This window comes from Streptomyces coeruleorubidus (assembly GCF_028885415.1).
GTDB classification, from domain to species: domain Bacteria; phylum Actinomycetota; class Actinomycetes; order Streptomycetales; family Streptomycetaceae; genus Streptomyces; species Streptomyces coeruleorubidus_A.
Map to the genome: position 1 here is coordinate 7,631,319 of NZ_CP118527.1, position 26,796 is coordinate 7,658,114.

Below are 26,796 nucleotides of genomic sequence, written 5' to 3' on the forward strand. Positions count from 1 at the left end.
TAGGGCCCGGCCATGACGCAGCCGTTCGAACTCCCGTACTTCTACATGCCGCATCCCGCGCGGCTGAACCCTCATCTCGACGAGGCCCGCGCCCATTCGACCGAGTGGGCGCGCGAGATGGGCATGCTGGAGGGATCCGGCGTCTGGGAGCAGGCCGACCTCGACGCACACGACTACGGCCTGCTCTGCGCCTACACCCACCCCGACTGCGACGGCCCCGCCCTCTCCCTCATCACCGACTGGTACGTGTGGGTCTTCTTCTTCGACGACCACTTCCTGGAGATGTACAAGCGCAGCCAGGACCGCGTCGCCGGCAAGGCCCACCTGGACCGGCTGCCCCTCTTCATGCCGCTGGACCTCTCGACTCCCGTACCGGAGCCGGAGAACCCGGTCGAGGCGGGCCTCGCCGACCTGTGGGCGCGTACGGTGCCGAAGATGTCGCAGAACTGGCGCCGCCGCTTCGCCGTGGCGACCGAGCACCTGCTGAACGAGTCCCTCTGGGAGCTGTCCAACATCAACGAGGGGCGGATCGCCAACCCCGTCGAGTACATCGAGATGCGCCGCAAGGTGGGCGGCGCCCCCTGGTCCGCGGGCCTCGTGGAGTACGCGACGGCCGAAGTGCCCGCGTCCGTGGCGGAGTCCAGGCCGCTCAGGGTGCTGATGGAGACGTTCTCCGACGCCGTGCACCTGCGCAACGACCTGTTCTCCTACCAGCGGGAGGTCGAGGACGAGGGCGAGAACAGCAACGGCGTGCTCGTCGTGGAGACCTTCTTCGGCTGCACAACCCAGGAGGCCGCGGACACCGTCAACGACGTCCTCACGTCCCGCCTCCACCAGTTCGAGCACACGGCGTTCACCGAAGTGCCCGCGGTGGCCCTGGAGAACGGCCTCACTCCCGGCGAGGTCGCGGCCGTGGCGGCGTACACCAAGGGACTCCAGGACTGGCAGTCCGGCGGCCACGAGTGGCATCTGCGCTCCAGCCGCTACATGAACGAGAACGCGCGCGGCGGCAAGCCGTGGCCGGGGTGCAGCGGCATGGGCACCTCCGCCGCCGACGTACGCGCCCTGCTCGCCGCGGCCGGAGCGGAGCGGCTGCGCGCCTACACGCACGTGCCGTACCAGAAGGTCGGGCCGTCCCGGATCCCCGACATCCGCATGCCGTTCCCGCTTCAGCTCAGCCCGCATCTCGACGGCGCCCGCCGGAACCTGACCGACTGGGTCAATCGCATGGGCATGCTCGGCGAGGGTGTCTGGGACGCGGACAAACTCCGGGCCTACGACCTCCCGCTCTGCGCGGCGGGCCTCGACCCGGACGCCACTCCCGGGGCCCTCGACCTCAGCTCGCAGTGGCTCGCCTGGGGCACCTACGGTGACGACTACTACCCGCTGGTCTACGGCCACCGCCGCGACCTGGTCGCCGCCCGGCTGACCACGGCCCGCCTGTCCGACTGCATGCCGGTCGCAGGCGAGGCGCCGCCGGCCCCCGCCAACGCCATGGAGCGCGGCCTTGTCGACCTGTGGCTGCGCACCACCGCGGACATGACGCCCGAGGCGCGGCGCACCCTGAAGGACGCGATCAACGTCATGACCGAGAGCTGGGTGTGGGAACTGTCCAACCAGCTCCAGAACCGCGTCCCCGACCCGGTCGACTACCTGGAGATGCGCCGCGCGACCTTCGGCTCCGACCTCACCCTGAGCCTGTGCCGGATGGGCCACGGCCCGGCCGTCCCGCCCGAGATCTACCGCAGCGGCCCGGTCCGCTCCCTGGAGAACGCCGCGATCGACTTCGCGTGCCTGACCAACGACGTCTTCTCGTACCAGAAGGAGATCGAGTACGAGGGCGAGATCCACAACGCGATCCTCGTCGTGCAGTCCTTCTTCGGCTGCGACTACCCGACCGCCCTCGGCATCGTGCACGACCTGATGAGCCAGCGCATGCGGCAGTTCGAGCACGTGGTCGAGCACGAACTGCCCGTCCTGTACGAGGATTTCCAGCTCACGGACGAGGGCCGCGCCGTCATGCAGGAGTACGTCACGGATCTTCAGAACTGGATGGCGGGCATCCTCAACTGGCACCGCGAGGTGGACCGCTACAAGGCCGACTGGCTGGCCCGGCGTGCTCACGGCTTCCTCCCGGACCGGCCGCCCGCCCTGCCCGTGCCCGCTCTCGGCTGAGGCGGCACTTTCCGGCCAGATCCGCCTGGAACGGGACATCGAGGAACTCCCGGCAGTGCGCCGGGGGTCTACCTGAATGAGGGGAACAGGCGACGCGCCACACGGGGTTACCACCGCTCTTGTCGGGCAGGGTGCCCGGTCCTTCAGGGCCGGGGTGAATGCCGGCTGTCGCGCAGTGGGGCAGAGGTAGCCGAATCGCTTTCAAGGCGATTCGGCACCCCACCCGACTCAACAGCACGTCGTACAAGGTGCAGCAACTCGGAGTTGACGGAGCGCTCTTCGGACGCGGCAAGGTCCTTGAGCTTGGCGTATAGGTCATCAGGGATACGGAAATTGAAGATTGCCATGGGGTTACGATAACCCTAGAATGGGGTCATGGCCAGATTTCGGATGTACCCAACGAGCGAGCAGCAGGAGCAGATGCTCTTGCACTGCGCGCACGCCCGGTACGTCTGGAATCTTGCCGTTGAGCAGCACGCACACTGGAAGCCCGGACGGAAGTCCGCACCGGGGTTCGCGGAACAGTGCCGTCAGCTCACCGAGGCCCGGCGGGAAAATGAATGGCTCGCTGCCGGGAACGCGGACGTGCAGCAGCAAGCCCTGAAAGACTTCGCCAAGGCCAAGAACGCCCGCTTCAGCTCTGGGTTCGGGGAGCCGACCTGGCGCAAGAAGTACGTGCACGAGGGCTTCCGCGTCATCGGTAACGACCGCGTACCCGAGCACAACGCGGACGGCACGACGAAGCTGAATCCGAAGACCGGCAAGCAGGTCATGGGCCGCTCGGTGGTGGTGCACAAGCTCAACCGGCGCTGGGCTCAGGTCAGGGTGCCCGGCTGCGGCTGGGTGCGCTTCCGCCTCACCCGCGCCGAGCCGCCCGACGCGAAGACGTTCCGGGTCACCTTCCGCAGCGGTCAATGGCACATCGCCTTCGCCGTCATCCCGGAGCCGATCGAGAAGCCGGGAACGGGCGAGATCATCGGTATTGACCGGGGCGTGGCCATCACCGCCGCCCTGTCGGACGGGCGGAAGCTGAACTGCCCGCAGCTCACGGTCAAGGAGCGCGCTCAGATCCGCAAGCACCAGCGCCGAGCGGCCCGGGCACCGAAGGGCAGCGACCGCAAGACCGTCGAGTATGCCAAGGTCGCCCGGCTCAAGGCACGTGAGGCGAATCGGCGCAAGGGCTGGTGTGAGAAGACCAGCACCATGCTCGCCAGGTCGTACGACCTGATCCGGTTCGAGAAGCTGAACATCAGGAGTATGACCCGCTCGGCAAAGGGAACCGTTGATCAGCCCGGCGCGAACGTCCGGCAGAAAGCCGGGCTGAATCGTGGCATCCTCGCCCAGGGCTGGGGACTCCTGCGACAGCGCACTGAACACAAGGCCCCCGACCGGGTCGTGGATGTTCCCTCCCCCTACACGAGTCCGCGGTGCAGTGCCTGCGGATGGATCGAGAAGAAGTCGCGCAAGAACCAAGCCGACTTCGAGTGCGTATCCTGCGGCTTCACCTGTAACGCAGATGAGAACGCAGCAAACAACGTCGCGGCAGGACAGGGCGGGATCCCCCGCCCCCGGCGCTCAGCCGGTGCCGGAGGGGTGACAACGGCCACCAGCCGTTCGAGTGCCCGTGAACCTCAACCCGCCTGGGTTGGAATCCCCCTCTTTTAAGAAGGGGAGGATGTCAATGCCATCTGCTGGAGCAAGGACATTGGCATGACGCGGCCCTTCGTCGTGATGCCTCCGCAGGTGCTGAAGTTCGACCACGGCGGTGCCCACGGCGGCCACGGTGAGGGCCACACGGGCTGATCGGCCCCACGACCACGGCTCGCACCGATGTCGGATCAGTCTCACTCGTTCGTGGCTCATCGCGCGCCGGAGCGCCGGGTAGAGCACCAGCCGTGATCCTTCCGTATCCGACGGAGGCGATCCGCACCATCCGGAGGCGAGCCATGGAACAGACCGCGCTGCGACCCAAGCCGATGCCGGGTCAGGAGCCCGACGGGGCGGTGTCGGCGACGGGGTCCGGCCCTTCACGGCCCCGCCTGCGCGCCGCCCGGCGCCGCGGGAGGCGGCTGCTCAACGTGCTGTTCGCCGGGTTCGTCGGCGCGGTCCTGGTCCTGTCCGGGATCAGCCTCGGGGCGATGGCCGCCACGGTGATCGGCAAGGACGGAGTCATCGATCCGCGCGGGCGGCACACGCCGTCGCCGCCCAGCCCCTCGCCGTCCGCCGCCGTGTCCGCGCCAGCCGCCGTGACCCTCGGCGTGCAGGTCATGGACGCCGGGAAGCCGGGGGCCCTGGTCGTCGGGCTCCAGGTTCCCGGGCCGGCCCAGGAGGCGGGCCTGGTGCGCGGGGACCTGCTCCTCGTCTTCGGCAAGACCCGTATCGACACGGCCGCCGACCTGGCCAGGGCCGTCGCCCGTGCCCGCCCGGGCGCCAAGGTGAAACTGACGGTGCGGCACCGCAGCGGCGGCTACCAGCAGCTGACGGTCGTACCGGCTGTCGTCACGTGAACCACGTCGTCCCGTGAACCATGTCGTCACATGACCACGTCGTCACGTGACCACCCGGAAGTGGGTCGTCAGCCGCCCCGTGTCGTCCAGGACGTGGAAGGCGACCCCGGGCGGCGCGTCCCGGTCGGCGACCTGCTCGCCCTCCCAGGGCAGCCGCAGCGTCCACGTCACACCGGGGCCGACCACCAGCGGCCGCCCCGCGAACGAGGTCGCGGCGGGGGTGTGCGCGTGGCCGGTGATCAGCCCGGCGATCTCGGGCCGGCGGTCCAGCAGGCCGGACAGCCGGCCGGACTCCCGCAACTGGCAGGAGTCGGGCAGCGGGTGGTGCAGCGCCACCGGCGGGTGGTGGAAGGCGAGCAGGGCCGGAAGGCCGCCGTCGAGTTCGTCGAGGGTCGTCTCGATCCAGTCGTAGGTCTCCTCGTCCAGCTCCCCGGCGTCGCTGCCGGGGATGCTGGAGTCGCACATCAGCACGGCACCGTCGTCGAAGACCTGCACGCTGTTGACGGGCCCCTGCGCCGCCGGGAGGCCCAGCAGCGCCTTGCGGTAGGGCGCGCGGCTGTCGTGGTTGCCCGGGCAGGTCAGTACGGGGAACGGGGCCTCGCCGTCGCGCAGCCCCAGGATGCGGGCGGCCTCTTCGTACTCCGGCTCCGTGCCGTGGTCCGCGATGTCCCCGGTCACCAGCAACGCGTCCACGTTCCCCGGCCACTGCCACAGCCGGTCGCGCACCCGCTCGGCGCGCTCCGTCGCCCGCGCGCTCCCGTCCAGATGCAGATCGCTGATGTGTGCCAGTACGAGCACGGTCGTACGCCCCCTCGATCGAACGGCTAATGGATGCCGAGCATCTAAGCATTACATCTAACGTATGGACAATCCTCTGCCATTAATGACGATGCTCGTGGGAAGTGCGCAGACGGCTCGCGCTGCCCCCTCCGGCCGGGCAGGATGCTGCCCGTAGCCCCTTCGTCCGTCCCTGGGAGGCCCGGATGACCGGAAGCACGGCCGCGTCCTTCACCGCCGACGATTACGGGGCCCGTATGGAGCGCGCCGCGCGGACGGCCGCCGAGGCCGGTCTCGCGGGCCTGCTGGTGGCCCCTGGACCGGACCTGGTGTGGCTCACCGGCTACGCGCCCCCGGCGGTCACCGAACGGCTCACCCTGCTGGTCCTCGCCGCCGGACAGGACCCCGTCCTCGTCGTCCCCGCGCTGGAGGCCCCGGACGCGCAGAAGGCGGCCGGCGCGCCCGCCCTGACCCTGCGCGACTGGACCGATGGCAAGGACCCCTACGCCGCCACCGCCGCCCTGCTCGACGCCTCGGGCCGGTTCGGCATCAGCGACAACGCCTGGGCCCTGCACCTGCTGGCGTTGCAGCAGGCGGTGCCCGGCAGCTCCTACACCTCGCTCACCGAGGCCCTGCCGATGCTGCGCGCCGTCAAGGACGCGGCGGAGCTGGAGCTCATGACGGCCGCGGGAGCCGCCGCCGACGCGACGTTCGAGGAGATCCGGAACGTCCCCTTCGCCGGCCGCCGGGAATCGGAGGTGGCCGCCGACCTCGACCGGCTCCTGCGCCGGCACGGGCACGAGACGGTCGACTTCACCATCGTCGCCTCCGGCCCGAACGGCGCCAATCCGCACCACGAGGCGGGCGACCGCGTCATCGAAAGCGGCGACATGGTCGTCCTCGACTTCGGCGGCCTGAAGGACGGCTACGGCTCCGACACCTCCCGCACGGTCCACGTCGGCGAACCCACCGACGCCGAACGCCGCGTGCACGACATCGTGCGCGAGGCCCAGGAGGCGGGGTTCCGCGCCGTGCGGCCGGGCGCCGCCTGCCAGGATGTCGACCGGGCCGCCCGCGCGGTCATCGCCGACGCCGGCTACGGCGAGTACTTCATCCACCGCACCGGACACGGCATCGGCGTCACCACCCACGAACCGCCGTACATGATCGAGGGCGAGGAGCGGCCCCTCGTGCCCGGCATGTGCTTCTCCGTGGAACCCGGCATCTATCTGCCCGGCCGGTTCGGCGTGCGCATCGAGGACATCGTGACCGTCACCGAGGACGGCGGACGGCGGCTGAACACCACCTCCCGCGAGCTGGTCATAGTGGAGTGACGCCACCGATGTCCCCCACACGCCTCCCGAACGGCAACGGCGCGACCATGACCCAGGCACCGACACCCACCGCGGACACCGTCCGCCGACTGGTCCGTTCCCTGCTCAAAGACGGCAAGGACGGCAAGGGCGGCAGGGACGGCCGGGGCGGCGAGGAGACCGCGCAGGGCAGCGGCCCCGACGTCCGGCCGGCCACCGAGGGCGCCGAACCCGCCACCTGGTGGGTCGGCACCCGCCACGTGCTGCGCCTCGCCCCCGACCGCGAGGCCACCGTGCGCCAGCGCCGCGAACTGCGCCTGCGCGACCTCGTCCGCCCGCACGTCCCGGTGACGGTGCCGGTCAGCGTGGCGCACGGCGAATGGGCGCCCGGACTGACCTACACGCTGGACACCAAGGTGCCCGGCGGCTCGGGCGAGGAACACGACGTGTCCGCCGTCGGAGAGGCCGACCTCGCCGGACTGCTCACGGGGCTGCGCGAGGTGCCCGTCCGGCAGGCCGAGACCCTCGGCGTGCCGCGTGCCGCGCCGCGCTCCCTGGAGGGGCTGCGCCGCGCCGCCGTACGCGCCGCCGAACGCCTCGCCGGCGCCGACGAGTTCGACGCCGCCCGCCTGAACCAGCTCACGGCGGCCGCCGCGGCCCAGCTCGCCGCCCAGTCCGGTTCGGCGGTCCTCACCCACCACGCGCTCACGGGCGGCCATCTCGTCGTCAGCGCCGACGGACGGGTGCGCGGCGTCCTCGGCTGGGCCGACGGGGTCGTCGGCGATCCGGCCGAGGACATCGCGGGCCTCGCGCTCGCCGTCGGCTCACCCGCCGCCGTACGCGCCGCCACCCTCGCCGGCTACGGCGCCCGCCCCTGCCTGCGCGGCCTGTGGCTGGCCCGCTGCGACACGGTCGTCCACCTCGCCGGGGCCCTCACGAGCCGGGACGCGGGCCGGCTCACCCTGCTGCGCACCCAGGTGCGCCGGGCCTGGGAACCGATCCTGCTGGAACGGGTGACGGACCTGCGGGACACGGACGACGCCCTCTAGCGGACCTCACTCCTGCAACAGCACCACACCCGACTCCCCGGGCACGTGCACCACCCCGTCGGCCCCGGGCGTCTCCACCGGCTCCCACGCGGCCAGCACGCGCGCGTGCGGGACGCCGAGCGACAGGGCGGCCGGCTCCCGCGCCAGGTTCACGGCCACGAGGACATCCCCGCGCCGGAAGGCGATCCAGCGGCGCTCCTCGTCGTAGGCGACCTTGGTGTCGGCGAGGTCGGGATCGGTCAGGTCGGGCTGCTCGTGGCGCAGGGCGAGGAGCCGCCGGTACCAGGCCAGCACGCGCGCGTGGGGCTCGCGTTCCGGCTCGGACCAGTCGAGGCAGGAGCGGTCCCGGGTCGCCGGGTCCTGCGGGTCGGGCACGTCCTCCTCCTTCCAGCCGTGCGCGGCGAACTCCCGCCGCCTGCCCCGCCGTACCGCGTCCGCCAGCTCCGGGTCGGTGTGGTCGGTGAAGAACTGCCAGGGCGTGCCCGCCGCCCACTCCTCGCCCATGAAGAGCATCGGCGTGAAGGGGGCCGTCAGGGTCAGCGTGGCCGCACAGGCCAGCAGTCCGGGGGAGGTCAGGGCCGAAAGGCGGTCCCCCTGGGCGCGGTTGCCCACCTGGTCGTGGGTCTGGCTGTAGCCGAGCAGCCGGTGCCCGGCGACCCGCGTACGGTCCAGGGGGCGCCCGTGGCGCCGTCCCCGGAAGCTGGAGTACGTCCCGTCGTGGAAGTAGCCGCCGGTGAGGGTCTTGGCGAGCCCGGCGAGGGGAGCGCGCGCGAAGTCGGCGTAGTAGCCCTGCGACTCGCCGGCCAGCGTGGTGTGCAGGGCGTGGTGGAAGTCGTCGTTCCACTGCGCGTGCAGCCCGAGGCCGCCCTCGTCCCGGGAGGTGATGAGCCGCGGGTCGTTCAGGTCCGACTCGGCGACCAGGAACAGCGGCCGGTCCACCTCGGCGGCCAGGGCGTCCACGGCCGTCGACAGCTCCTCCAGGAAGTGGAACGCGCGCGTGTCCACCAGGGCGTGCACCGCGTCCAGGCGCAGCCCGTCGATCCGGTAGTCGCGCAGCCACGCCAGCGCGCTGCCGATGAGAAACGCGCGCACCTCGTCCGAGCCGGGCGCGTCCAGATTGACCGCGGCGCCCCAGGGCGTGTGATGCGTGTCCGTGAGATACGGCCCGAAGACGGGCAGGTAGTTCCCGGACGGGCCGAAGTGGTTGTGCACCACGTCGAGCACCACGCCCAGGCCGAGTTCGTGGGCCCGGTCGACGAAGCGTTTCAGCGCATCGGGCCCGCCGTACGGCTCGTGCACGGCCCACAGCGAGACGCCCTCGTACCCCCAGCCGTGCGTGCCCGGGAAGGGGCACAGCGGCATCAGCTGCACGTGTGTGACGCCCAGTTCGGCGAGATGGCCGAGCCGCTCGGCGGCCGCGTCCAGGGTGCCCTCGCGGGTGTACGTCCCGACGTGCATCTCGTACAGCACCGCGCCGGGCAGCGGCCGCCCCCGCCACTGGGCGCGCCACTCGTACCGCTCGTGGTCGACGACCGCGCTCAGCCCGTCCGGGCCGTCCGGCTGCCGGCGCGAGCGCGGATCGGGCCGTACGGGGCCGTCGTCCAGCGCGAAGCCGTACCGGGACCCCTCGCGCGCGTCCGCCTCGCCCCGCCACCATCCCGCCCGCTGCGGATCGCGCTCCAACGCGCGGGTGACGCCGTCGCACTGGAGCGTCACACGGCCTGCCTGCGGTGCCCACACCTCGAACTGCACGGACGGTTCCCCTTCGTCTGCTCACCGTGATGTAGCCCGTCCATGGTGCGTCAAACGCGATCAATCCGCTGGTGCATCCATCCATTTGCGGCGGGTGTCGCCGGCTCCGCGCGCGTGGCGGCCGTTTTCCCGTTTTCTGGACAGCCCGGCCGCGCTGCCCGACAATCACGAGCGTGACGTCGTCTTTCGAGTTCAACACGTACCCGGCGCGGCTCTCCGACGTGGAGCGCGACAGGGCGCTGAAGGTGCTCCGTGACGGCGTCGCCATGGGCCGCCTGTCCCACGACACGTTCATCCGCCGCATGGAACTGGCGCTCGCCGCCCGCCGCCCGGACGAGCTCGCCGTGCTCACCGCCGACCTGCCCACGGAGAGCCGCTTCTCCCGCCTGGTGTTCGGCACCGTCGAGGCGGTCTCCGGATTCACCGTACGGCTGCGCAGGGCCTGGCAGGCCGAGAAGCTGCCCAAGCTGCTGCTGCCCCACCCGGCGAACGGCCATCCGCTGCGCATAGGCCGCGACCCCGCCAGCGGACTGCGCCTGAACCACGAGACGGTCTCCCGCGTCCACGCCGAACTCCGCCACCAGGGCGGCATGTGGGTCCTGCGCGACCTCGGCTCCACCAACGGCACGACGGTGAACGGCCGGCGCGTGGTCGGCGCGGCCGTCGTCCGCGAGGGCGACCAGGTGGGCTTCGGGCGGATGATGTTCCGGCTGGCGGCCGGCTGACCGGGATCCGGCGCGCGGCCGGCTGACCGGAAACCGAGCCATACCTTAGCTCTGGCCTTGGATTTACCAGCTGTCGATCCCTGGGGAGTGGCTCAAAACCCATTGCTCTCCGCGGTGTTGACGTACCCCCGAAGTCGTGACTGACTGTGCGTACGCCATGTACAGCTGGTGAAGCGACGGCACCGCATTGGGGAGGTGTGCTTGCCGCCCCTCCCGCGCTACCCGACCGTCGACGAACTGGGCGCCCGGGCCGCCGCCTTCGTCGCCCGCCACCCGCGTAAGGCCCGGCTGCGCCGGATCGGCACGTCCCGCGCGGGCACGCCCATATGGCTGCTCTCCGTCGGCCACGGCAGCCGTCAGGCCCTCGTCGTCGCCGGTCCGCACGCCAACGAACCCGTGGGCGGCGCCACCGTGCTGCGCCTGGCCGAGCGGGCGCTGGCCGACCCGCGGCTCACCGAGGGAGCCGACGCCACCTGGAACCTGCTGCTGTGTCTCGACCCGGACGGCCTGCGCCGCAACGAGGGCTGGCTGACCGGCCCGTACGCCCTCGGCCAGTACTTCCGGAACTTCTTCCGGCCCGGTTTCCTGGAACAGCCCGAATGGCTGCCCGACGGCGCGGCCGGCGCCGCCCTGCCGGAGACCCGCGCCCTGCTCGACGTCCAGGACGAACTGCGGCCGTTCCTGCAGTGCTCCCTGCACGGCGTCGACGTCGGCGGCGGCTTCGTCGAGCTCACCCGTGACCTGCCCGGCCTCGCCCAGCGTCTCGCCCATATCGCCGCCCGGCTCGGCATCCCCCGCGAACTCGGCGCCTACGACGCCCTGTACTGGCCCGACCTCGGGCCCGCCGTCTACCGGATCCCGCCGCCGCGCCGGGCCGACCTGGCCGCGGCCATAACGGAGGCCGCCGTCGAGTCGACGTGGTTCCACCCGCACCGGCACGGCACCGTCACCGCGGTCGTCGAGGCGCCCATGTGGGGCGTGGCGGCCGTGGCGGACGGCTCCCCGCCCGCCGACCGGGACGCGGTGCTGCGGGCCGTGAGCCGCACCCTGCGTCACGACACGGGGCTCCTGCGGCACCTCCTGGCCCGCGTCCGGCCGCACCTCGCCGCGGTCCCCGACGCGGCGCGCCTGCTCGCCCCGGTCGACGACTATTTACTGGTCTGCCCCGGCCTCGCCGACGCCTGGGACCCCGACACCGGCGACGGCGCGGCCCACCCCCTTCCGGACCTGAGCACCGCCCACCTCGCCGCCCTGCGCATCTCCGGGCGACGGCTGGCCCTGCGCACCGCCGGGCTCCTGCACCAGCTCGTGCGGGCCGCCGGCCACGACCCGGCCGGGGCGCTGCCGGAACTGGACCGGCTGATCGACGAATGGTGCGCCGACTACCGCGACGGCTGCGGGGCGCGCTGGATCCCGGTGGCACGCCAGGCGGAGTACCAGGCACGCGTCGTGCTCGCCGCCTTCGAACTGGCCGGGCGGCACACGCGCGCGTGCTCCCGCTCGGGCGAGCCGGGGTGGGAGTCAGGGGCGGCCGTGCCGATGCAGCGGGAGTGACGCACCGCTCTCGGCGCGGACGGGGCCGGTGTCCGCCGGCGTCGGCTCGGCCCGGCCGGCCACGGGGGATCTGTGACGCCGCAGGGGTCTACGACGCCCCCTCGCGCGCGTGCAGCGCCGCGGCGACCACCGTGCGGGACTGGTGCTCGACCTGGTGCTCCAACGGCACCCAGCGGGCGCGGAAACGTTCCGCGAAAGCGCCGCTCCAGGTCGCCACGAGCTCCTCCAACTGCTCGGCCGCCCGGTCGTCGGTCCCGCGCAGCACCCGCCGCAGCATCGCCGCCGCCCGCAGCGGCACGCGGCGCGCGAACGCGTCCACACTGCCGACGTACGCCCGGGTGCGGTCGGCGGGCGGCGTGCGCACCAGGTCGTCGGCCAGCCCCGGCACCAGCTCCAGCCCCCACCGCGCGGCCCGCAGCAACGGCCCGTCCAGATCCGCGAGCCGGGGCAGCGCGCCGTCGAGCACCCGCGTCACCTCCAGCGCGTCCCGTTCCAGTCGGCGCGCGAGCCGCCCGATCGCCGCCGCCGGAGCCGGATGCGGAGCCGGGTCGTCCACCAGGTCGCTCGCCCACATCGGCACCTCGACCACCGCGGTCAGACCGCCGTACCGGTGGGCGTGGTACCAGGTGCTGTGCCGCGCGTCGTCCGGCAGGCTCGGATACGCGGGCCCTGCCTCCGGCGCGGGCATGACGTGCACTCCCGGTCCGGAGGCGGGCCAGCCCGCGGCGTCCGAGGCGCCGGTCTCCACCGGGATGTGCAGCTCGGCCGCGGACTTGGCGAACGGCTCGGCCAGCCCGGGCACGTCCTTCGTCAACTGCACCCAGCTGCCGCCCAGGTCCGTGCCGTGCAGGGTCACCTGGAGGTAGGGGCGCAGCTCGTCGATGACGCCGGTCAGGGCCCGGGTCTCGGGCGGCAGCCGGTCGGGCGGCAGCACGGAGGGCGCCCACTCCGGCTGCTCCGGGCCCGCGGGACGGAAGAAGCCGAGGTGGTAGTCGAACAGGCTGCGCGGCGCCGGAGTCACGTGCAGGCTCGCCCCGTCGGGGTCCGCGCACAGCAGGAAGTGCCAGGAGATGCCGTCGCGCAACTCCCGCTCCTCCAGCACCCGTCGGGCGAGCGCGAGCAGCGTGCAGGAGCCGGTCGGCTCGTTGGCGTGGGCGCCGGCGACCACCAGCACGGCGCGGCGGGCGCGGCCCACCGACAGCAGGTGCAAAGGTCTGCCCGCGCGCGAGACACCCACCTGCCGCAGGGTGCACATCCCGGGCCGGTGAGCGGTCAACGCCCGGGCGGCTAAGACCTGTTCGGCCACCGTCGGGTAGCGCAGCTCCGGCAGGACACTCACCCCCGTCACATCCGCCCGAGTTCGCAATCGCAGTACCCCACGGCCATGGTGCGGTGTCAAGGGCACGACGGGGGGGTGCCTCTATGTCCTTCGTCAAGCGAGGCGTGGGGTTCTGGGTTCGTAGAAGGTGCCGTCGCGGAGCATCGCGAACAGCACGTTAATCCGTTGCCGGGCGAGCCGGAGGAGGGCCTGTGTGTGGGTCTTTCCTCTGGTCCGGCACTTGTCGTAGTAGGTGCGGGAGGCGGGATCGTGCAGGGCGGCGAACGCGGACAGGAACATCGCCCGTTTGAGCTGCCGGTTGCCGCCCCGTGGGGCGTGCTCGCCGTGGATCGAGGTGCCCGACGACTTCGTGGTCGGGGCGAGGCCGGCGTAGGAGGCCAGGTGCGCGGCGGTGGGAAAGCTGGTGCCGTCGCCGACGGTGACCAGCAGCGTGGCGGCGGTCCTGACGCCGACGCCGGGCAGCGACGTCAGGACCTTTGAAAGAGGGTGGTCCTCCAGCAGGGCTGCGATCTGGGCTTCCGTCGCCCGTCGCTGTTCATGGACGGCGCTGAGCGAGCGGGCCAGCGACGGGATCACGATGTCGAGCGTGCCGGTGCCCGGAACGACGACGGTCTGCTCGTCGAGGGCCTCGAAGATGTCGTCGATCAGCCGCTTCGCCATCCGGGGAGCCTTGGGCCGGATCACCTCAACGAGCCTGCGGCGGCCGGCTTTTCGCAGCGCGGCCGGAGATCCGTAGCGTTCCAGCAGCCAGGTGACGGCCTGATGGTCGAGCCGGGGGCCGAGGACGCGCTCCAGGCTGGGGTGGAACTGGGTGAGCAGGCCGCGGATGCGGTTGCTGGTGCGGGTGGCCTCAGCCGCGAGGTCCTGGTCGAAGCCGACCAGAACTGTCAGCTCGGCGGTGATCTCGTCGCTGACCTCCAGCGAGCGCAGGGTGTGTGGCATCGTGCGGGCCGCGTCGGCGATGACCGCGGCGTCCTTCGCGTCGGTCTTCGCCTCGCCGGGGTAGAGATCGGCTATCCGGCGCATGGCGAGTCCGGGCAGGTAGGCGACCTTGCAGCCCGCGTCGCGGGCGACCGTCAGGGGCAGGGCGCCGATCGAGGCGGGCTGGTCCACGATCACCAGGACGGTGCCGAACTTGGTCTTCAGCTTGGTGAAGACGTCCCGCAACTTCGGTTCGGTATTGGGCAGCTGCTTGTCGAAGACCTTCTTGCCGGTCGGGGTGAGGCCGTGCCCGTGGTGGGCGCTCTTGCCGACGTCCAGGCCGAGGAAGACGCCTATCTCGTCGCTGTCGTTCAAGCCGTCCTCCCGAACGGGTTGGTGCGGTACTGGCCCGGGCGTTGGCGTCGTGCGCGCATCCACGTTATGCAGACCTGCCGCCTGCGAAGGGCCGGGCATTGCGCCCGGCCGGGCGGTAGTCGGACCTCTCATCAGCGTCTCCCACGGCGCCTCTCGGGCCCGGTGGCACCACCCCCCAGGTCATCCGTTCGACAGGGGGGACCAGCCATACCGGGCCCGGAGGCCAGTGGCCCTCTTGCAGGACCGCGAAGAACATAACGGGGGGAGGCTCCAGGGGGGCCCGGGAGCATGGCCGGCCGGTGCGCGGCAGGCGCCCTGACGGTGTGTTGCCACCGTCGCGGGCGTGGCGTCACCGGGGCAGTGTCACTGCTGGTGCAGCCCGCGTCCGGCCAGGGTCAGGAACGCCTCGCCGACCGCCTCCGACAGGGTCGGGTGCGGGTGGACGTGCCGGGCCACGTCGGACGGCTCCGCGTCCCAGCCGACGATCAGCTGGCTCTCGGCGATCATCTCCGACACGTGCGGGCCCACCAGGTGCACGCCCAGCACGCGTCCGCCGCCGGCCTCGGTGACGACCTTCACCATGCCGCCCTGTCCGTGCACCATGCCCTTCGCGACGGCGGTCAGCGGCATGCTGTTGGTCTCCACCTCGTGCCCACGCGCGCGTGCCTCGGCCTCGCTCAGACCGACGGCGGCGGTCTGCGGCGACGAGTACGTGACCCGGGGCACGGCCGCGTAGTCCACGGGCGCGGACGGCACGCCCGCCAGCGTCTCGGCCACCAACAGCCCTTCCGCGAACGAGGCGTGGGCCAGTCCGAGCGACGGCGGTGGCAGCAGGTCGCCCACGACGTGGATGCCGGGCACGGCCGTCTCCAGCCGGTCCCAGTCGGCCGGTACGACGAAACCGCGCTCGTCCGTGGTGAGGCCCGCGGCGGCGACGTCCAGGCCGTCGGTGACCGGGGCCCGTCCGACCGCCACCAGCAGCCGTTCGGCCTCGACCGTGAGGGTCTCGCCCCGGGCGGTACGCACGCGTGCCCGTACCCCGTCGTCGAGGACCTCGGCGTCCAGGAGCCGGGCGCCGGCCCTCACGTCGATGCCGCGCTTCTTCAGACCGCGGGTCAGATGCCGGCTCACCTCGGCGTCCTCCAGCGGCACGATCCGGTCGGCGGCCTCCACCAGGGTGACGTCGGCGCCCAGGGAGCGGTGGAAGGAGGCGTACTCCACGCCGATCGCACCGCCTCCGAGCACGAGCACGGACGCCGGGAGCCCGGGAGCGAAGAGGGCGTCGTCGCTCGTCACCACGCGCCGTCCGTCCGGTGCGAGCCCCGGGAGTGTGCGTGGCCGTGAGCCGGTCGCGAGCACGAGCCCACGGCGTGCGGAGAGGTCGTACACCCCGGGTTCGCCGTGCACGCCGGGTTCGCCGTGCCGGCCGGGTTCGCCGTGCCGGCCGGGTTCGCCGTGCACGCCCTCCACCCGCACGGAGCGCGGCCCCGTCAGCCGCGCGCTGCCCCTCACCACCCGCACGCCCGCGTGGGCGAGATGGGCCTCCACGCCCCTGTGGTTGCGGGCCACGATGTCGTCGCGCGTGGCCACCAGGGCCGGCCAGTCGACGGTGTCCAGCGTCGCCTTCACGCCCCAGCGCTCGCGTGCCTCGGCGATGCCGTCGACGAGTTCGGCCGCGTGCAGCATCGCCTTGCTCGGGATGCAGCCGCGGTGCAGACAGGTCCCGCCGACCTTGTCCCGCTCGACGAGCACGACGTCCAGACCGAGGGCCGCGGCGCGCAGGGCGGTGCTGTAACCGCCCGTGCCGCCGCCGATGACGATGACGTCCGGTGTGTTCATGACCTCAGCCTCCGCCGGGCCATTGCCATGAGTCCAAGGCAATGTTCTTGTGGAATCGATGCAGGGCGTTTATGGGAGGGGCCGTCCATGAGCCTGCGGCAGATGGAGTACTTCCTGACGGTCGTCGAGGAGGCGTCCTTCACCCGCGCGGCCGAGCTCCTGCACGTCTCGCAGCCCGCGCTGTCCCACCAGATCAAGGCCCTGGAACGGTCGGTCGGCGGCGCGCTGCTGGAGCGCATGCCGCGCGGCGTGCGCCTGACCCCGATGGGACGCGCCTTCCGGCCGCACGCCGAACTCGCCGTGCGCAGCGCCGCGCAGGCCCGCCGCGCGGCCCGCGCCGCAGCCGGTGCCGAGGGCGGTGAACTGCACATCGCCGCCGTCCACTCCGTCGCGGTCGGTGTCCTCCCGGACGTCTTCGCCCGCTGGCGCGCCGCCCATCCGCGCGTGCTGCTGCACCTCCACGAGTACGCTTCCTCGCCGGCTCTGGAGGAACAGGTCGAGCGGGGCGCGGCCGACCTCGCCGTCGGCCCCGCACCCGCCGACTGGCCGGGGACCGTCGTGCCGGTCGGCGAGGAGGACATCGTCCTCGTGGTGCCCTTCGACGACCGTTTCGCCGGCCGTACGACGGTGACGCTGCCCGAACTCGCCGACCGCCCCTGGGTGCGCTGCGCCATGGAACCCGTCGTCCGGGGCGAACCTTTCCTCGACTGGGTCTGCGGCCGTGCCGGATTCACCCCGCGCACCGCCGTGTGCACCGAGCACAGCTCCACGGCGGTACGGATGGCCGCCGCCGGGGTGGGCGTCTGCGCCGTGCCCTCGCACCTCGTGCGCGACGCGGTCGGCGACGGCTGCGTCGTCCTCACCCCCGACCCAGCCTGGAAGCGCACCCTGACGGTCTTCTCCCGACTGCCACCGACCGGGGCGGCCGAGGCCTTCGTGAACCTGCTGCAGTCGGCCTGGCCCCACCAGCGCGTCGCTCCCGCCGCACCGCTGCGCGCGTACGAGGACTGTCCTGAGGCCGGACCCGCGGTCGCCTGAGCAGGGCAGGGGAGGGGTGGGTGGTGGGGTGCCACGCGCTGCCACGCGCGGACCACGCGTGCGTGACGCCGCGACGCCCGGGGCCGCCCCGGCGCCAGCCACGCGCGGGCGCCGCGCTGCGGTGCCCCGCACGCGCTCGCGGTGCCGCCCTCCCACGCGTCGCATGCCGGCGGCCCCGGCGCCACGCTATGCGCGAGGGCCGCGCTGCTGTGTCCCGCACGTGCTTCCGGAGCTGAGCCGGGTCCGGCGGCGGGTCGCCCTGGCGCGGATCGACGCCGGGGATGCGCGTGCCGCGCTGCCGTGCCCTGTGTGCTTGCCGCGCCCCGCACGCCCGCTGTGCCGCCCTCCCGTGCCTCGCATGCTCGCTCAGCGTGCCGCGCTGCCGCGTGCGTCGCACGCCCGCTTGCCCTGCCGCGCCGCGTGCCCCGCACGCCCGCTTGCCCTGCCGCGCCGCGTGCCCCGCACGCCCGCTTGCCCGCCGCAATAAGCCCCGCCTCAGTCGCCCACCCGCTCCAGCAACGCCACCGGCACCCGCGCGAACAGTTCCTCCACGCGCGCGTGCCCTGTGAACTCCCGCCCGGGTTCCAGCACATCCGCCCAGCGCCCCGGCGGCAGCGGCAGCCGGGTGTCCTGCCAGCCGCCCGCCTCCGCGAGCCGGAGGGACAGGCGGGTGACGGCCGTCAGTGCCTCGCCGGAGCGGACGAACGCCAGGCAATGCTGTGCCGCCGGTCCCTCGGCCGGCAGCGGCATGTACGTCGCCGTGTCGCCGAAGGCGTCGGGGCGTCGCGCCCGCAGGCCGAGAGCCGCCCGCGTCATCGCCACCTTCGCTCCGGACGTCACGTCTGACTCCTCGGGCGGGAAGCTCACCGCCCGCCGGTTGTCGGGGTCGACCAGCGCCCGGTACTCGGCCTCCGTGCCCTGGTAGACGTCCGGCACGCCCGGCATCGTCAGCTGGACCAGGGCCGTGCCCAGCACGTTCGCCCGGATGTGCGGCTCGAGAGAGTCCCGGAACGCGGCGACCCGCTCACTCGGCGCCCCGCACGGCCCGGCCGCCACGAACCGCGCCACCGCCTCCTCGTACGGCGGCTCCTGCTCGGTCCAGCTGGTGAACAGGCCCGCCTCGCGTACGTGCTTCAGCAGCGCCCCCTGCACCCGCTCGGGGGCCCCCGACGCCGGGCCGAGCCCGAACACCGTCTGCCAGGCTGCCCAGGCCAGTTGCGCGTCCGGCACGCCCTCGCCGGTGCGTGTCACCTCGGCGAGGACGTCCGCCCAGCGGTCCGGGCACTCGGTGAGCACGTGCAGCGCCGCCCGGACGTCGGCACTGCGCTTGGTGTCGTGCGTCGAGGCGACCGTCCCGCTCACCGGCCAGTCGCGCTGCACGCGCGCGCAGTACGCGTGGAACTCCTCCGGCGACAGCGCGGGACGGCCGGGGTTCCCGCCCACCTCGGTCGCCGACAGCAGCGGCACGTAGCGGTAGAACGCCGTGTCCTCCACGGACTTCGCCCGCAACGCCGACGAGGTCTGCGCGAACCGCGTTCGGAACTCCACCTGCGCGGGCCCGTCGCCGTAGCGCCCCAGCACGAGGTCCCGTACGACGTCCACCGCACCGGCCTCCTCGGGCACGGTGAAGGCGAGCCGGGCCTCGGCGGCGGCCTCCTCGGTGACCACGGACGCCGCGTCGACGGACTCGTACGGCCGGTAGACCTCCATCCGCACCAGCAGCTCCTGGAGCGCGGTGCGCAGCGCCCAGGGCGCGCGGTCGCGCAGCGCCGGCTCCGGCGAGGTCGCGCACAGCCGGGCCGCCACCCGCACCAGCCGGTCGGTCTCGGTGGCCAGCTCGTGCGTGAGGACCTTGTACGCCGCCCGCCGCACCGTCGCCTCCCACTGCCCGCCCCGGTCCGTCTGGGGGGCCGCGAACCGCCGGTACTGACCCAGGAGGTCCCCGAACCCGGCGGGGTCCGTGAAGACCCCGTCCACGTGCCGCAGGGCGTCGTAGCCGGTGGTGCCCGCGACGGGCCAGGCGGCAGGCAGGTGCTCACCGTCGGCGAGGATCTTCTCCACGACCGTCCAGCGGCCGCCGGTCGCCTCGTGCAGCCGCCGGAGGTAGTCGTCGGGGTCGGCGAGCCCGTCGGGATGGTCGACGCGCAGCCCGTCGATCACGCCCTCGTGGAGCAGCTCGAGGATCTTGTCGTGGGTGGCCTCGAACACCTCGGGGTCCTCCACCCGCACCCCGATGAGTTCCGAGATGCTGAAGAACCGCCGGTAGTTGAGCTCGGTCCGGGCCAGCCGCCACCACACCGGGCGGTACCACTGCGCGTCCAGCAGGTGCGGCAGAGGCAGGTCCTCGGTGCCCTCGCGCAGCGGGAACGCATGGTCGTAGTAGCGCAGGACGTCACCGTCGACGCGCAGCTCCCCGAGCACCTCGCCCAGCGGCCCGCCGAGCACCGGCAGCAGCACCTGGCCGTCCTGGGCCTCCCAGTCGATGTCGAACCAGCGCGCGTACGGCGACTTCGGGCCCTCGCGGAGCACCTCCCACAGGGTTCGGTTGTGGCGCGGGGCCATGGCCATGTGGTTCGGGACGATGTCCACCACCAGGCCGAGCCCGTGCTCGCGCGCCGTGCGCGCCAGCGCCCGCAGTCCCTCCTCGCCGCCCAGTTCCTCGCGCACGCGCGCGTGGTCGACGACGTCGTAGCCGTGCATCGAGCCCGGCACGGCCTCCAGGACGGGGGACAGATGCAGGTGCGAGACGCCGAGCGAGGCCAGATACGGCACGACGGCCGCCGCGGCCCCGAACGGGAACTCGGGCTGCAGCTGCAGCCGGTACGTGGCCGCGGGCACCACCGGGTCAGGTCGCTCAGGTGTCATGCAGACCTACGTACCCGCCCTGCGGCCGTTCGTGTCATCGCCCGCGCCAGGTGCGCCGCGCGTCGCCCGGACGAGTGGCTCTTTCCGGGCGACGCACGGGTCGGCGGTCACACGGGCCGCTGGAGCACCGTCATGCTCCGGTCGGTCAGGGTCAGCCGGTCCCCGGCCTGCACTTTCGGGCCCGTGCCCGGCGGCACTCCGTCCGCGCGGGCCGTGTCGACCACCACCTGCCACTGCTGCCCGTGGTTGACCGGAACCAGGAACTCCAGCGGCTTGGGGGAGGCGTTGAACATCAGCAGGAACGAGTCGTCGGTGATGCGCTCCCCGCGCGGGCCGGGCTCCGAGATCGCGTTGCCGTTGAGGAACACCGTCAGCGCCGAGGCCCGCGCCGAGTCCCAGTCCCGCTGGGTCATCTCCCGGCCCTCGGGGGTGAACCAGGCGATGTCGGACAGGTCGTCGTGCGTGCCCTCCACGGGCCGGCCGTGGAAGAAGCGCCGGCGGCGGAGGACCGGGTGGTCCCGGCGCAGCCACACCATCGCGCGCGTGAAGGCCAGCAGCTCCCGGCTCAGGCCGCCCTCGGCGTCCTCCCCCTCCTCGGGCCACTCGACCCAGGCCAGTTCGTTGTCCTGGCAGTAGGCGTTGTTGTTGCCGCGCTGGGTGCGGGCGAACTCGTCGCCGTGGCTGATCATGGGCACGCCCTGGGACAGCATCAGCGTCGCGATGAAGTTGCGCATCTGCCGGGCCCGCAGCCGCAGCACGTCCGGGTCGTCGGTCTCGCCCTCGGCCCCGCAGTTCCAGGACCGGTTGTGGCTCTCGCCGTCCCGGTTGTCCTCGCCGTTGGCCTGGTTGCGCTTGTCGTTGTACGACACGAGATCGTGCAACGTGAAGCCGTCGTGGCAGGTCACGAAGTTGATGGAGGCCAGCGGACGCCGCCCGTCGTCCTGGTACAGGTCGGACGAGCCGGTCAGCCGTGAGGCGAACTCCGCGAGCGTGCGCTGCTCGCCCCGCCACAGGTCGCGCACGGTGTCCCGGTACTTGCCGTTCCACTCGGTCCACAGCGGCGGGAAGTTCCCCACCTGGTAGCCGCCCTCGCCGACGTCCCACGGCTCGGCGATCAGCTTGACCTGCGAGACCACCGGGTCCTGCTGGACCAGGTCGAAGAACGACGACAGCCGGTCCACCTCGTGGAACTGCCGGGCGAGCGTCGCCGCCAGGTCGAAGCGGAACCCGTCGACGTGCATGTCCGTGACCCAGTACCGCAGCGAGTCCATGATCAGCTGGAGCACGTGCGGGGACCGCATGAGCAGGGAGTTACCCGTCCCTGTCGTGTCCATGTAATAGCGGGGGTCCTCCGTCAGCCGGTAGTAGCGCGGATTGTCGAGGCCCTTGAAAGACAGCGTCGGGCCCAGGTGGTTGCCCTCGGCGGTGTGGTTGTAGACCACGTCGAGGATCACCTCGATCCCGGCCTCGTGCAGCGCCTTCACCGCCGACTTGAACTCCAGCACCTGCTGGCCCCGGTCGCCCCAGGAGGCGTAGGCGTTGTGCGGGGCGAAGAAACCGATCGTGTTGTAGCCCCAGTAGTTGTTCAGGCCCATGTCGACCAGACGGTGATCGTTCACGAACTGGTGTACGGGCATCAGCTCAAGGGCCGTGACGCCGAGCTCGGTGAGGTGCTCGATGATCGCCGGGTGCGCGAGGGCCGCGTAGGTGCCGCGCAGCTCCTCCGGCAGGCCCGGGTGCCGCATGGTGAGGCCCTTGACGTGGGCCTCGTAGATCACCGTGTGGTGGTACTCGGTGCGCGGGCGCCGGTCGTCGCCCCAGTCGAAGTACGGATTGACCACGACCGACGTCATCGTGTGCGGCGCCGAGTCCAGGTCGTTGCGCCGGTCGGGCTCGTCGAAGTGGTAGCCGTAGACCTCCTCGCCCCAGCTGACCGAACCGCTGATCGCACGCGCGTACGGGTCGAGCAGCAGTTTCGCGGAATTGCAGCGCAGCCCGCGCTCCGGGGCGTACGGGCCGTGCACCCGGAATCCGTACCGCTGCCCCGGCATGATGCCGGGCACGTACGCGTGCCGCACGAACGCGTCGCTCTCCCGGAGCTCGATCGCCGTCTCCGAGCCGTCGTCGTGCAGCAGACACAGCTCTACTCGGTCCGCGGCCTCCGTGAACACCGCGAAGTTCGTTCCGGCGCCGTCGTACGTGGCACCGAGTGGATACGCCTCTCCAGGCCAGACCTGCATGGATACGACTCTTTCAGGTGAGCGGCGCCGGTGGGGACGCCTTGGTCCCGAGTCTCCCCGAAAGTGAGGGAACCTCCTATGACTTATGTCCCTCTTACCGAGTGACCAGTGCATACGCGTTATGCCGAACCAGTGGGGCAAGTGATACTCCCGGGGCGTTTGGGGGAGTAGGGGAAAGATATGACACGGGGACCCGGTTGCAGCCCGTCCGGCAGGGGGCCGGTCCGGGCCGGGGCCGGGCGCCCGGGGACGTAGCGGAGGCGCCGGCCGAAGCGGCGAAGGATACGGGCCGTGATCCGCCGGCCGGCGACGAGACGGAGCGGGGCGGGAAGATCGCCCTGAGCCGGCAGCCGTTCCAGGCGGCGAGGACGCCGACGGGGAGCGCGGCCCGCAGCGCCTTGCCGAACCCGGGCCCGGCGAGGTCGGCGCCCCGGCGCGCCGAATCGCCCCGCGCGACGTCACCGCTATGAATCAGCTCACTCCGGCTGAGCCCGGACGGCAGAACCGGCACTGGCCGCCGCACGGTTGAGAACTACCCTGCCCATCCGGCTGCACCGCCGACCGCTCCCGGAGTACCCTTCCTTGATCGTTGGGTGGGGCCTGACGCCGCGGAGCAGGCGGGAACGTGACGCCAGGCCCCTCGGGAGTGCTCGGGGGAGCGGAAGGCGGTGCGCGGGTGGGCTCGGGAGGGCTGGAGCTGCCCCCTGGTGACGAGGGTCACGAGGGGAACTCCACAGACGTCCCGACCGGTGCCGTGTCCCTGGCACGGCCGATGGACGCGACGGGCTCGATCGGTCCGGAACTGGACTGGGACGCCGACGCCTGGCGCGAGGTGCGCACCCGCGCCCAGCGGGCCGGCCGGGCCTACATCTGGCTGAACCTCGTCGAGCAGCGGCTGCGCGCGGTCGTCGCCGCCGTCCTGCGGCCCGTCTACGAACCCGTCCACGGCGACGACTGGGTGGTGGCCGCCGCCGGACCCGCCGGGCAGGAGTGGGTGCAGCGCGCGGTCGCCGTACGCGAGGTCAGCCGCCGCAAGGGCTACCTCCTCGACCCGGCCGACGACAACGTCCTGTCCTTCCTCACCCTGCCCCAGCTGCGCGAGTTGATGGTGCAGCACTGGCCCTGCTTCGAGCCCTATTTCGACGACCGCCGGGACGTCGAGCTCGCCCTGGACGAGCTGGAGGTCACCCGGAACGTCGTCTCCCGCAACCGGGCCCTGTCCGAGGCCGTCCTGAACCAGGCCGAGCGCGCCTCCGCCCGGCTGCTGGAAATACTCGGCGCGGGCGGTGACGTGCCCTCCGCGCGCCGGCTGCCCATCGACGCGGTCGAGGACCTGGTCGGCGACCGGTACGCCGACGTGGTCGCCGTCCACCCGGACAGGGTGCGGCTGATGCGCCAGTTCCCCGCCGAGGACATCTTCGGCGGCGCCCGCCGCCTCGACGCCATCGGCATCGGCCTCAACCTGCTCGTGCAGAACTTCTCCGGCCGCCGCCTGGTCCGGCTGGCCGAGTCCGGCTGCCGGGTGCGGCTGCTGTTCCTGAACCCGGCCTCCAGCGCGGTCAAGCGGCGCGAGCGTGAACTGGGCATCAAGCGCGGCGAGCTCAGCCGGGCCGTCGAGATGAACATCCTGCACATGCGCCGGGTACGGGCCCGGCTGCGCGACCCCGGGGCCTTCGAGATCCAGGTCTTCGACGAGACGCCCCGCTTCACGGCGTACCTGGTCGACGGCGACGGTGCGGACGGCATCGCGGTCGTGCAGAACTATCTGCGCCGGACCCGTGGCATGGAGGCGCCGGTGTTCGTGCTGCGCAACAGCGGCAAGGTGGTCAAGTCGGGCGAGATCGATGAAAGCGGCCTCTTCCCCACCTATCGCGAGGAGTTCGAGGTGATGTGGGCGGATTCGCGGCCGGTGTCGTGAACCGTGCCCCGCCATGTAGTGGTTGCGGTGGTTGTGTTGGTCTGGTTGGGGTGGTTTGCCCGGCTGCCGCAGACGGCTGAGCGGAATGCGGTCCTCTGATTGTCAGTGGTGCATGGGAAGGTGAAGACCACTGGGGGAACGCACCATAGAAGGGGGGGCCGCCCATGGGCTGGCACCGGGAGCTGCTGATCGGCTTCGACCTGGAGACGACGGGCACGGATCCGCGCGAGGCGCGCATCGTCACGGGAGCCGTGATCGAGGTCAGGGGCGGGGAGCCGATGGGGCGCCGGGAGTGGCTGGCCGACCCGGGGGTGCCGATCCCCGAGGACGCGGTGGCGGTGCACGGCATCAGCAACGAGCGGGCGGCAGCCGAGGGCAGACCGGCCGACCAGGTGGCGGACGCCCTCGCCGACGTCCTCACCTCCTACTGGAAGACGGGCGTGCCGGTCGTCGCCTACAACGCCGCCTTCGACCTGACCCTGCTCTCCGCCGAGCTGCGCCGCTATCGACTGCCGTCCCTGCGCGACCGCCTGGGCGGCGTGGACCCCGCGCCGGTCATCGACCCGTACACCATCGACCGCTGGGTCGACCGCTACCGCCGCGGCAAACGCAACCTCGAAGCGGTCTGCGCCGAGTACGGCGTGGTCCTGGACTCCGCCCACGACGCCATGGCCGACGCCCTCGCAGCGGCCCGCCTGGCCGGCGCGATAGCCACCCGCCACCCCAAGATCGCGTCCCTCGGCCCGGCGGACCTCCACCGCCGCCAGATCGAGTGGTACGCGCAGTGGGCGGCGGATTTCCAGAGCTTCCTGCGCGGCAAGGGCGACGCTACGGCCTTGGTGGACGGGGCGTGGCCGTTGCGGGAGTTGGCGGACGCGTAAGCCGCGCCCGCCCGCCAGAAGGCCCGCTCCCCTCCGTCACACCGGTGCGGGCGCCGCGATGCGTTCGATGCGGGGCTTGGCCAGCCGCTCGTAGTCGGCGCCCGAGATGAGGAGCGAGCGGTCGAGCCGGGCCGCGTTGAAGTACAGCTCCGGCCGGGTCACGACGTCCGGGTCGGCGACCAGTTCGAGATCGGGGTCGAAGCTGAACGGCAGGACCGTGCCGGGCACGGCGCGGGCCAGCCGCTCGGCGGTCTCGGGATCGCTGAAGCCCACGTAGCGGGCTGCGAACAACGCCTTGACGGCGTCCAGGTCCAACCGCCGGTCCCCGGGGACGACCGCAAGGACGTGCCGTGTGGTGCGGCGGTCCACCTTGACCCGCAGCACGATGCACTTCGCGGCCTCGCAGGCCGGATGCCCGCGCAACGCGCACACGGCTTCGGTGGCGCCTTCGGGCTCGTGGTCGATGAGGCGGTAGTCGACGGAGGCCGAGTCGAGCAGGGAGATCAGGTGGTCGTAGGTGTCGTGCCGGCCGGAGTCGTCGTGGGTGCGGTCGGGCATGCGGAGTCCTTGTCGAGGGAGTGGGACGGGGGAGGCAGGCTACCGGGGGTGTCGCGGTGCGCCCGTTCCACCGCCTGCCCCCAGTACGTACCGGCCACCATCAGGGCCGCCCCGAGGCCGGTGAGGGGCGTGAGGTGTTCGCCGCCGAGGGCTGTGCCCACCGCGACGGCCCACACCGGCTCGGTGCCCAGCAGCAGGCTGGCCCGGCTGGCGGAGGTGCGCTGCACGGCCCAGGTCTGGGCCAGGAAGGCGAACACACTGCAGAACAGGGCCAGATAGACCAGCTGGGCCCAGGTCGCCGGGTCCGTGCGGACCAGCGCCGGCAGGCCCGGGGCGGCGACCGGCAGGAACAGGGCCGTGCCGACGAGGGTCTGCACCGTCGTCAGATGCAGGGGCCGGATCGCCCGCCCGGTGGTGAAGCGGCCGACCAGCGCGACATGCACGGCCCGGATCACCGCGGCGCCGAGCATCAGCAGGTCGCCGAGGCGTGGCGCGTGGAAGCCGTTGCCGGACATCAGCAGCCCGACGGCCAGGACGCACACGCCGGTCGCGGCGAAGAAGGAAAGAGGCAGCGCGCCGCGGCGAGTGCCGCGGTCGAGGAGCGGGGTGAGGACGATGGTCAGACTGATGATGAGCCCGGCGTTGGCGGCGCTGGTGTGCGCGACGCCGTAGGTCTCCACGACCAGGACCGCGGCCTGGGTCAGCCCCAGAGGCACACCGGCCCGCAGTTCGTCACGCGTCCACCGGCGCGACCCGCGCCGTCGCGCGGCGACGACGCCGAGACAGGCGAGCGCGGAGAGGGCGTAGCGGGCGAACAGCACCAGCAGGACGGGGAGCGCGGCAGTGGCCGTCTGGGCGGACAGATAACTGGAACCCCAGACGAGCGCGACAAGGAGGAGTACCGCATCGGTACGGCGGACGTCGGACACCCGCCCACGGTGCACCGAAGGCATCCATGAAGCCCAGTACC

Annotated in this window: 20 protein-coding genes; 10 read left to right on the plus strand and 10 right to left on the minus strand. The window is 72.3% G+C overall.

Features of this window, described 5'->3' with window-relative positions; all coding sequences use genetic code 11:
- The first annotated feature begins 12 nt into the window (after positions 1 to 12).
- Complete coding sequence (gene cyc2, locus PV963_RS35300) at positions 13 to 2,175, plus strand: germacradienol/geosmin synthase Cyc2 (RefSeq protein ID WP_274820525.1); 2,163 nt, start codon at positions 13 to 15, stop codon at positions 2,173 to 2,175.
- 143 nt (positions 2,176 to 2,318) lie between these two features.
- Here cyc2 and PV963_RS35305 read toward each other — a convergent pair whose 3' ends face one another.
- Positions 2,319 to 2,522, minus strand: a complete 204-nt coding sequence (locus PV963_RS35305) for an Arc family DNA-binding protein (RefSeq protein ID WP_274820526.1) — start codon at positions 2,520 to 2,522, stop codon at positions 2,319 to 2,321.
- Between the two features lie 28 nt (positions 2,523 to 2,550).
- On the opposite strand from PV963_RS35305, the gene PV963_RS35310 reads away from it, so the two are divergent.
- Both PV963_RS35310 and PV963_RS35315 read left to right on the plus strand, forming a co-directional pair.
- Positions 2,551 to 3,840, plus strand: a complete 1,290-nt coding sequence (locus PV963_RS35310; protein WP_274820527.1) for an RNA-guided endonuclease InsQ/TnpB family protein — start codon at positions 2,551 to 2,553, stop codon at positions 3,838 to 3,840.
- Between the two features lie 281 nt (positions 3,841 to 4,121).
- Entirely contained in the window at positions 4,122 to 4,682 is a 561-nt protein-coding gene (locus tag PV963_RS35315) for a PDZ domain-containing protein (protein ID WP_274820528.1), read from the plus strand.
- 42 nt (positions 4,683 to 4,724) lie between these two features.
- Here the strand turns inward: PV963_RS35315 and PV963_RS35320 are convergent, their stop codons facing one another.
- Positions 4,725 to 5,480 carry a phosphodiesterase gene (locus tag PV963_RS35320; RefSeq protein ID WP_274820529.1) on the minus strand — a complete coding sequence of 252 codons (756 nt, stop codon included), beginning with the start codon at positions 5,478 to 5,480 and terminating at the stop codon, positions 4,725 to 4,727.
- A 185-nt stretch (positions 5,481 to 5,665) separates the two neighbouring features.
- On the opposite strand from PV963_RS35320, the gene PV963_RS35325 reads away from it, so the two are divergent.
- On the plus strand, positions 5,666 to 6,793 hold the full coding sequence (locus PV963_RS35325; protein ID WP_274820530.1) for an aminopeptidase P family protein: 1,128 nt from the start codon (positions 5,666 to 5,668) through the stop codon (positions 6,791 to 6,793).
- A 47-nt stretch (positions 6,794 to 6,840) separates the two neighbouring features.
- A complete protein-coding gene (locus tag PV963_RS35330) occupies positions 6,841 to 7,821 on the plus strand; it encodes an aminoglycoside phosphotransferase family protein (RefSeq protein WP_274822206.1) in 981 nt (326 codons plus the stop codon).
- Positions 7,822 to 7,827: 6 nt separating this feature from the next.
- Here the strand turns inward: PV963_RS35330 and treZ are convergent, their stop codons facing one another.
- Positions 7,828 to 9,573: a malto-oligosyltrehalose trehalohydrolase gene (treZ, locus tag PV963_RS35335; RefSeq protein ID WP_274820531.1), complete on the minus strand. Its 1,746-nt coding sequence runs from the start codon at positions 9,571 to 9,573 to the stop codon at positions 7,828 to 7,830.
- Positions 9,574 to 9,746: 173 nt separating this feature from the next.
- On the opposite strand from treZ, the gene PV963_RS35340 reads away from it, so the two are divergent.
- Both PV963_RS35340 and PV963_RS35345 read left to right on the plus strand, forming a co-directional pair.
- The gene (locus tag PV963_RS35340; protein WP_274820532.1) at positions 9,747 to 10,298 is read left to right on the plus strand and encodes a DUF1707 and FHA domain-containing protein; all 552 of its coding nucleotides are present in this window, start codon (positions 9,747 to 9,749) and stop codon (positions 10,296 to 10,298) included.
- A 201-nt stretch (positions 10,299 to 10,499) separates the two neighbouring features.
- A complete protein-coding gene (locus PV963_RS35345) occupies positions 10,500 to 11,852 on the plus strand; it encodes a M14 family zinc carboxypeptidase (protein WP_274820533.1) in 1,353 nt (450 codons plus the stop codon).
- Positions 11,853 to 11,940: 88 nt separating this feature from the next.
- Here PV963_RS35345 and PV963_RS35350 read toward each other — a convergent pair whose 3' ends face one another.
- From PV963_RS35350 to lpdA, 3 genes are all read right to left on the minus strand, one after another.
- Positions 11,941 to 13,191, minus strand: coding sequence for a M14 family zinc carboxypeptidase (locus PV963_RS35350; RefSeq protein WP_274820534.1), 1,251 nt, complete (start codon positions 13,189 to 13,191; stop codon positions 11,941 to 11,943).
- A gap of 93 nt (positions 13,192 to 13,284) precedes the next feature.
- Positions 13,285 to 14,487, minus strand: coding sequence for an IS110 family transposase (locus PV963_RS35355; protein WP_274814173.1), 1,203 nt, complete (start codon positions 14,485 to 14,487; stop codon positions 13,285 to 13,287).
- 363 nt (positions 14,488 to 14,850) lie between these two features.
- Positions 14,851 to 16,326, minus strand: a complete 1,476-nt coding sequence (gene lpdA / locus PV963_RS35360; RefSeq protein ID WP_274820535.1) for a dihydrolipoyl dehydrogenase — start codon at positions 16,324 to 16,326, stop codon at positions 14,851 to 14,853.
- Positions 16,327 to 16,413: 87 nt separating this feature from the next.
- On the opposite strand from lpdA, the gene PV963_RS35365 reads away from it, so the two are divergent.
- Positions 16,414 to 17,364, plus strand: a complete 951-nt coding sequence (locus PV963_RS35365; RefSeq protein ID WP_274820536.1) for a LysR family transcriptional regulator — start codon at positions 16,414 to 16,416, stop codon at positions 17,362 to 17,364.
- Between the two features lie 495 nt (positions 17,365 to 17,859).
- Here PV963_RS35365 and treY read toward each other — a convergent pair whose 3' ends face one another.
- Together treY and glgX are read right to left on the minus strand one after the other, a co-directional pair.
- Positions 17,860 to 20,229 (minus strand): malto-oligosyltrehalose synthase, encoded by a 2,370-nt coding sequence (gene treY / locus PV963_RS35370; RefSeq protein WP_274820537.1) that lies wholly within the window; start codon positions 20,227 to 20,229, stop codon positions 17,860 to 17,862.
- Positions 20,230 to 20,336: 107 nt separating this feature from the next.
- Positions 20,337 to 22,469 carry a glycogen debranching protein GlgX gene (glgX, locus tag PV963_RS35375; RefSeq protein WP_274820538.1) on the minus strand — a complete coding sequence of 711 codons (2,133 nt, stop codon included), beginning with the start codon at positions 22,467 to 22,469 and terminating at the stop codon, positions 20,337 to 20,339.
- 646 nt (positions 22,470 to 23,115) lie between these two features.
- Here glgX and PV963_RS35380 point away from each other — a divergent pair.
- Both PV963_RS35380 and PV963_RS35385 read left to right on the plus strand, forming a co-directional pair.
- Positions 23,116 to 24,387 (plus strand): SAV2148 family HEPN domain-containing protein, encoded by a 1,272-nt coding sequence (locus PV963_RS35380; RefSeq protein ID WP_274822207.1) that lies wholly within the window; start codon positions 23,116 to 23,118, stop codon positions 24,385 to 24,387.
- Between the two features lie 164 nt (positions 24,388 to 24,551).
- Complete coding sequence (locus PV963_RS35385; protein WP_274820539.1) at positions 24,552 to 25,268, plus strand: 3'-5' exonuclease; 717 nt, start codon at positions 24,552 to 24,554, stop codon at positions 25,266 to 25,268.
- A 36-nt stretch (positions 25,269 to 25,304) separates the two neighbouring features.
- Here PV963_RS35385 and PV963_RS35390 read toward each other — a convergent pair whose 3' ends face one another.
- The gene (locus PV963_RS35390) at positions 25,305 to 25,826 is read right to left on the minus strand and encodes a YbaK/EbsC family protein (protein ID WP_274820540.1); all 522 of its coding nucleotides are present in this window, start codon (positions 25,824 to 25,826) and stop codon (positions 25,305 to 25,307) included.
- A complete protein-coding gene (locus tag PV963_RS35395; protein ID WP_274820541.1) occupies positions 25,772 to 26,755 on the minus strand; it encodes a DMT family transporter in 984 nt (327 codons plus the stop codon). Before PV963_RS35395 ends, PV963_RS35390 begins: the two co-directional genes overlap by 55 nt.
- Positions 26,756 to 26,796: the final 41 nt, after the last annotated feature.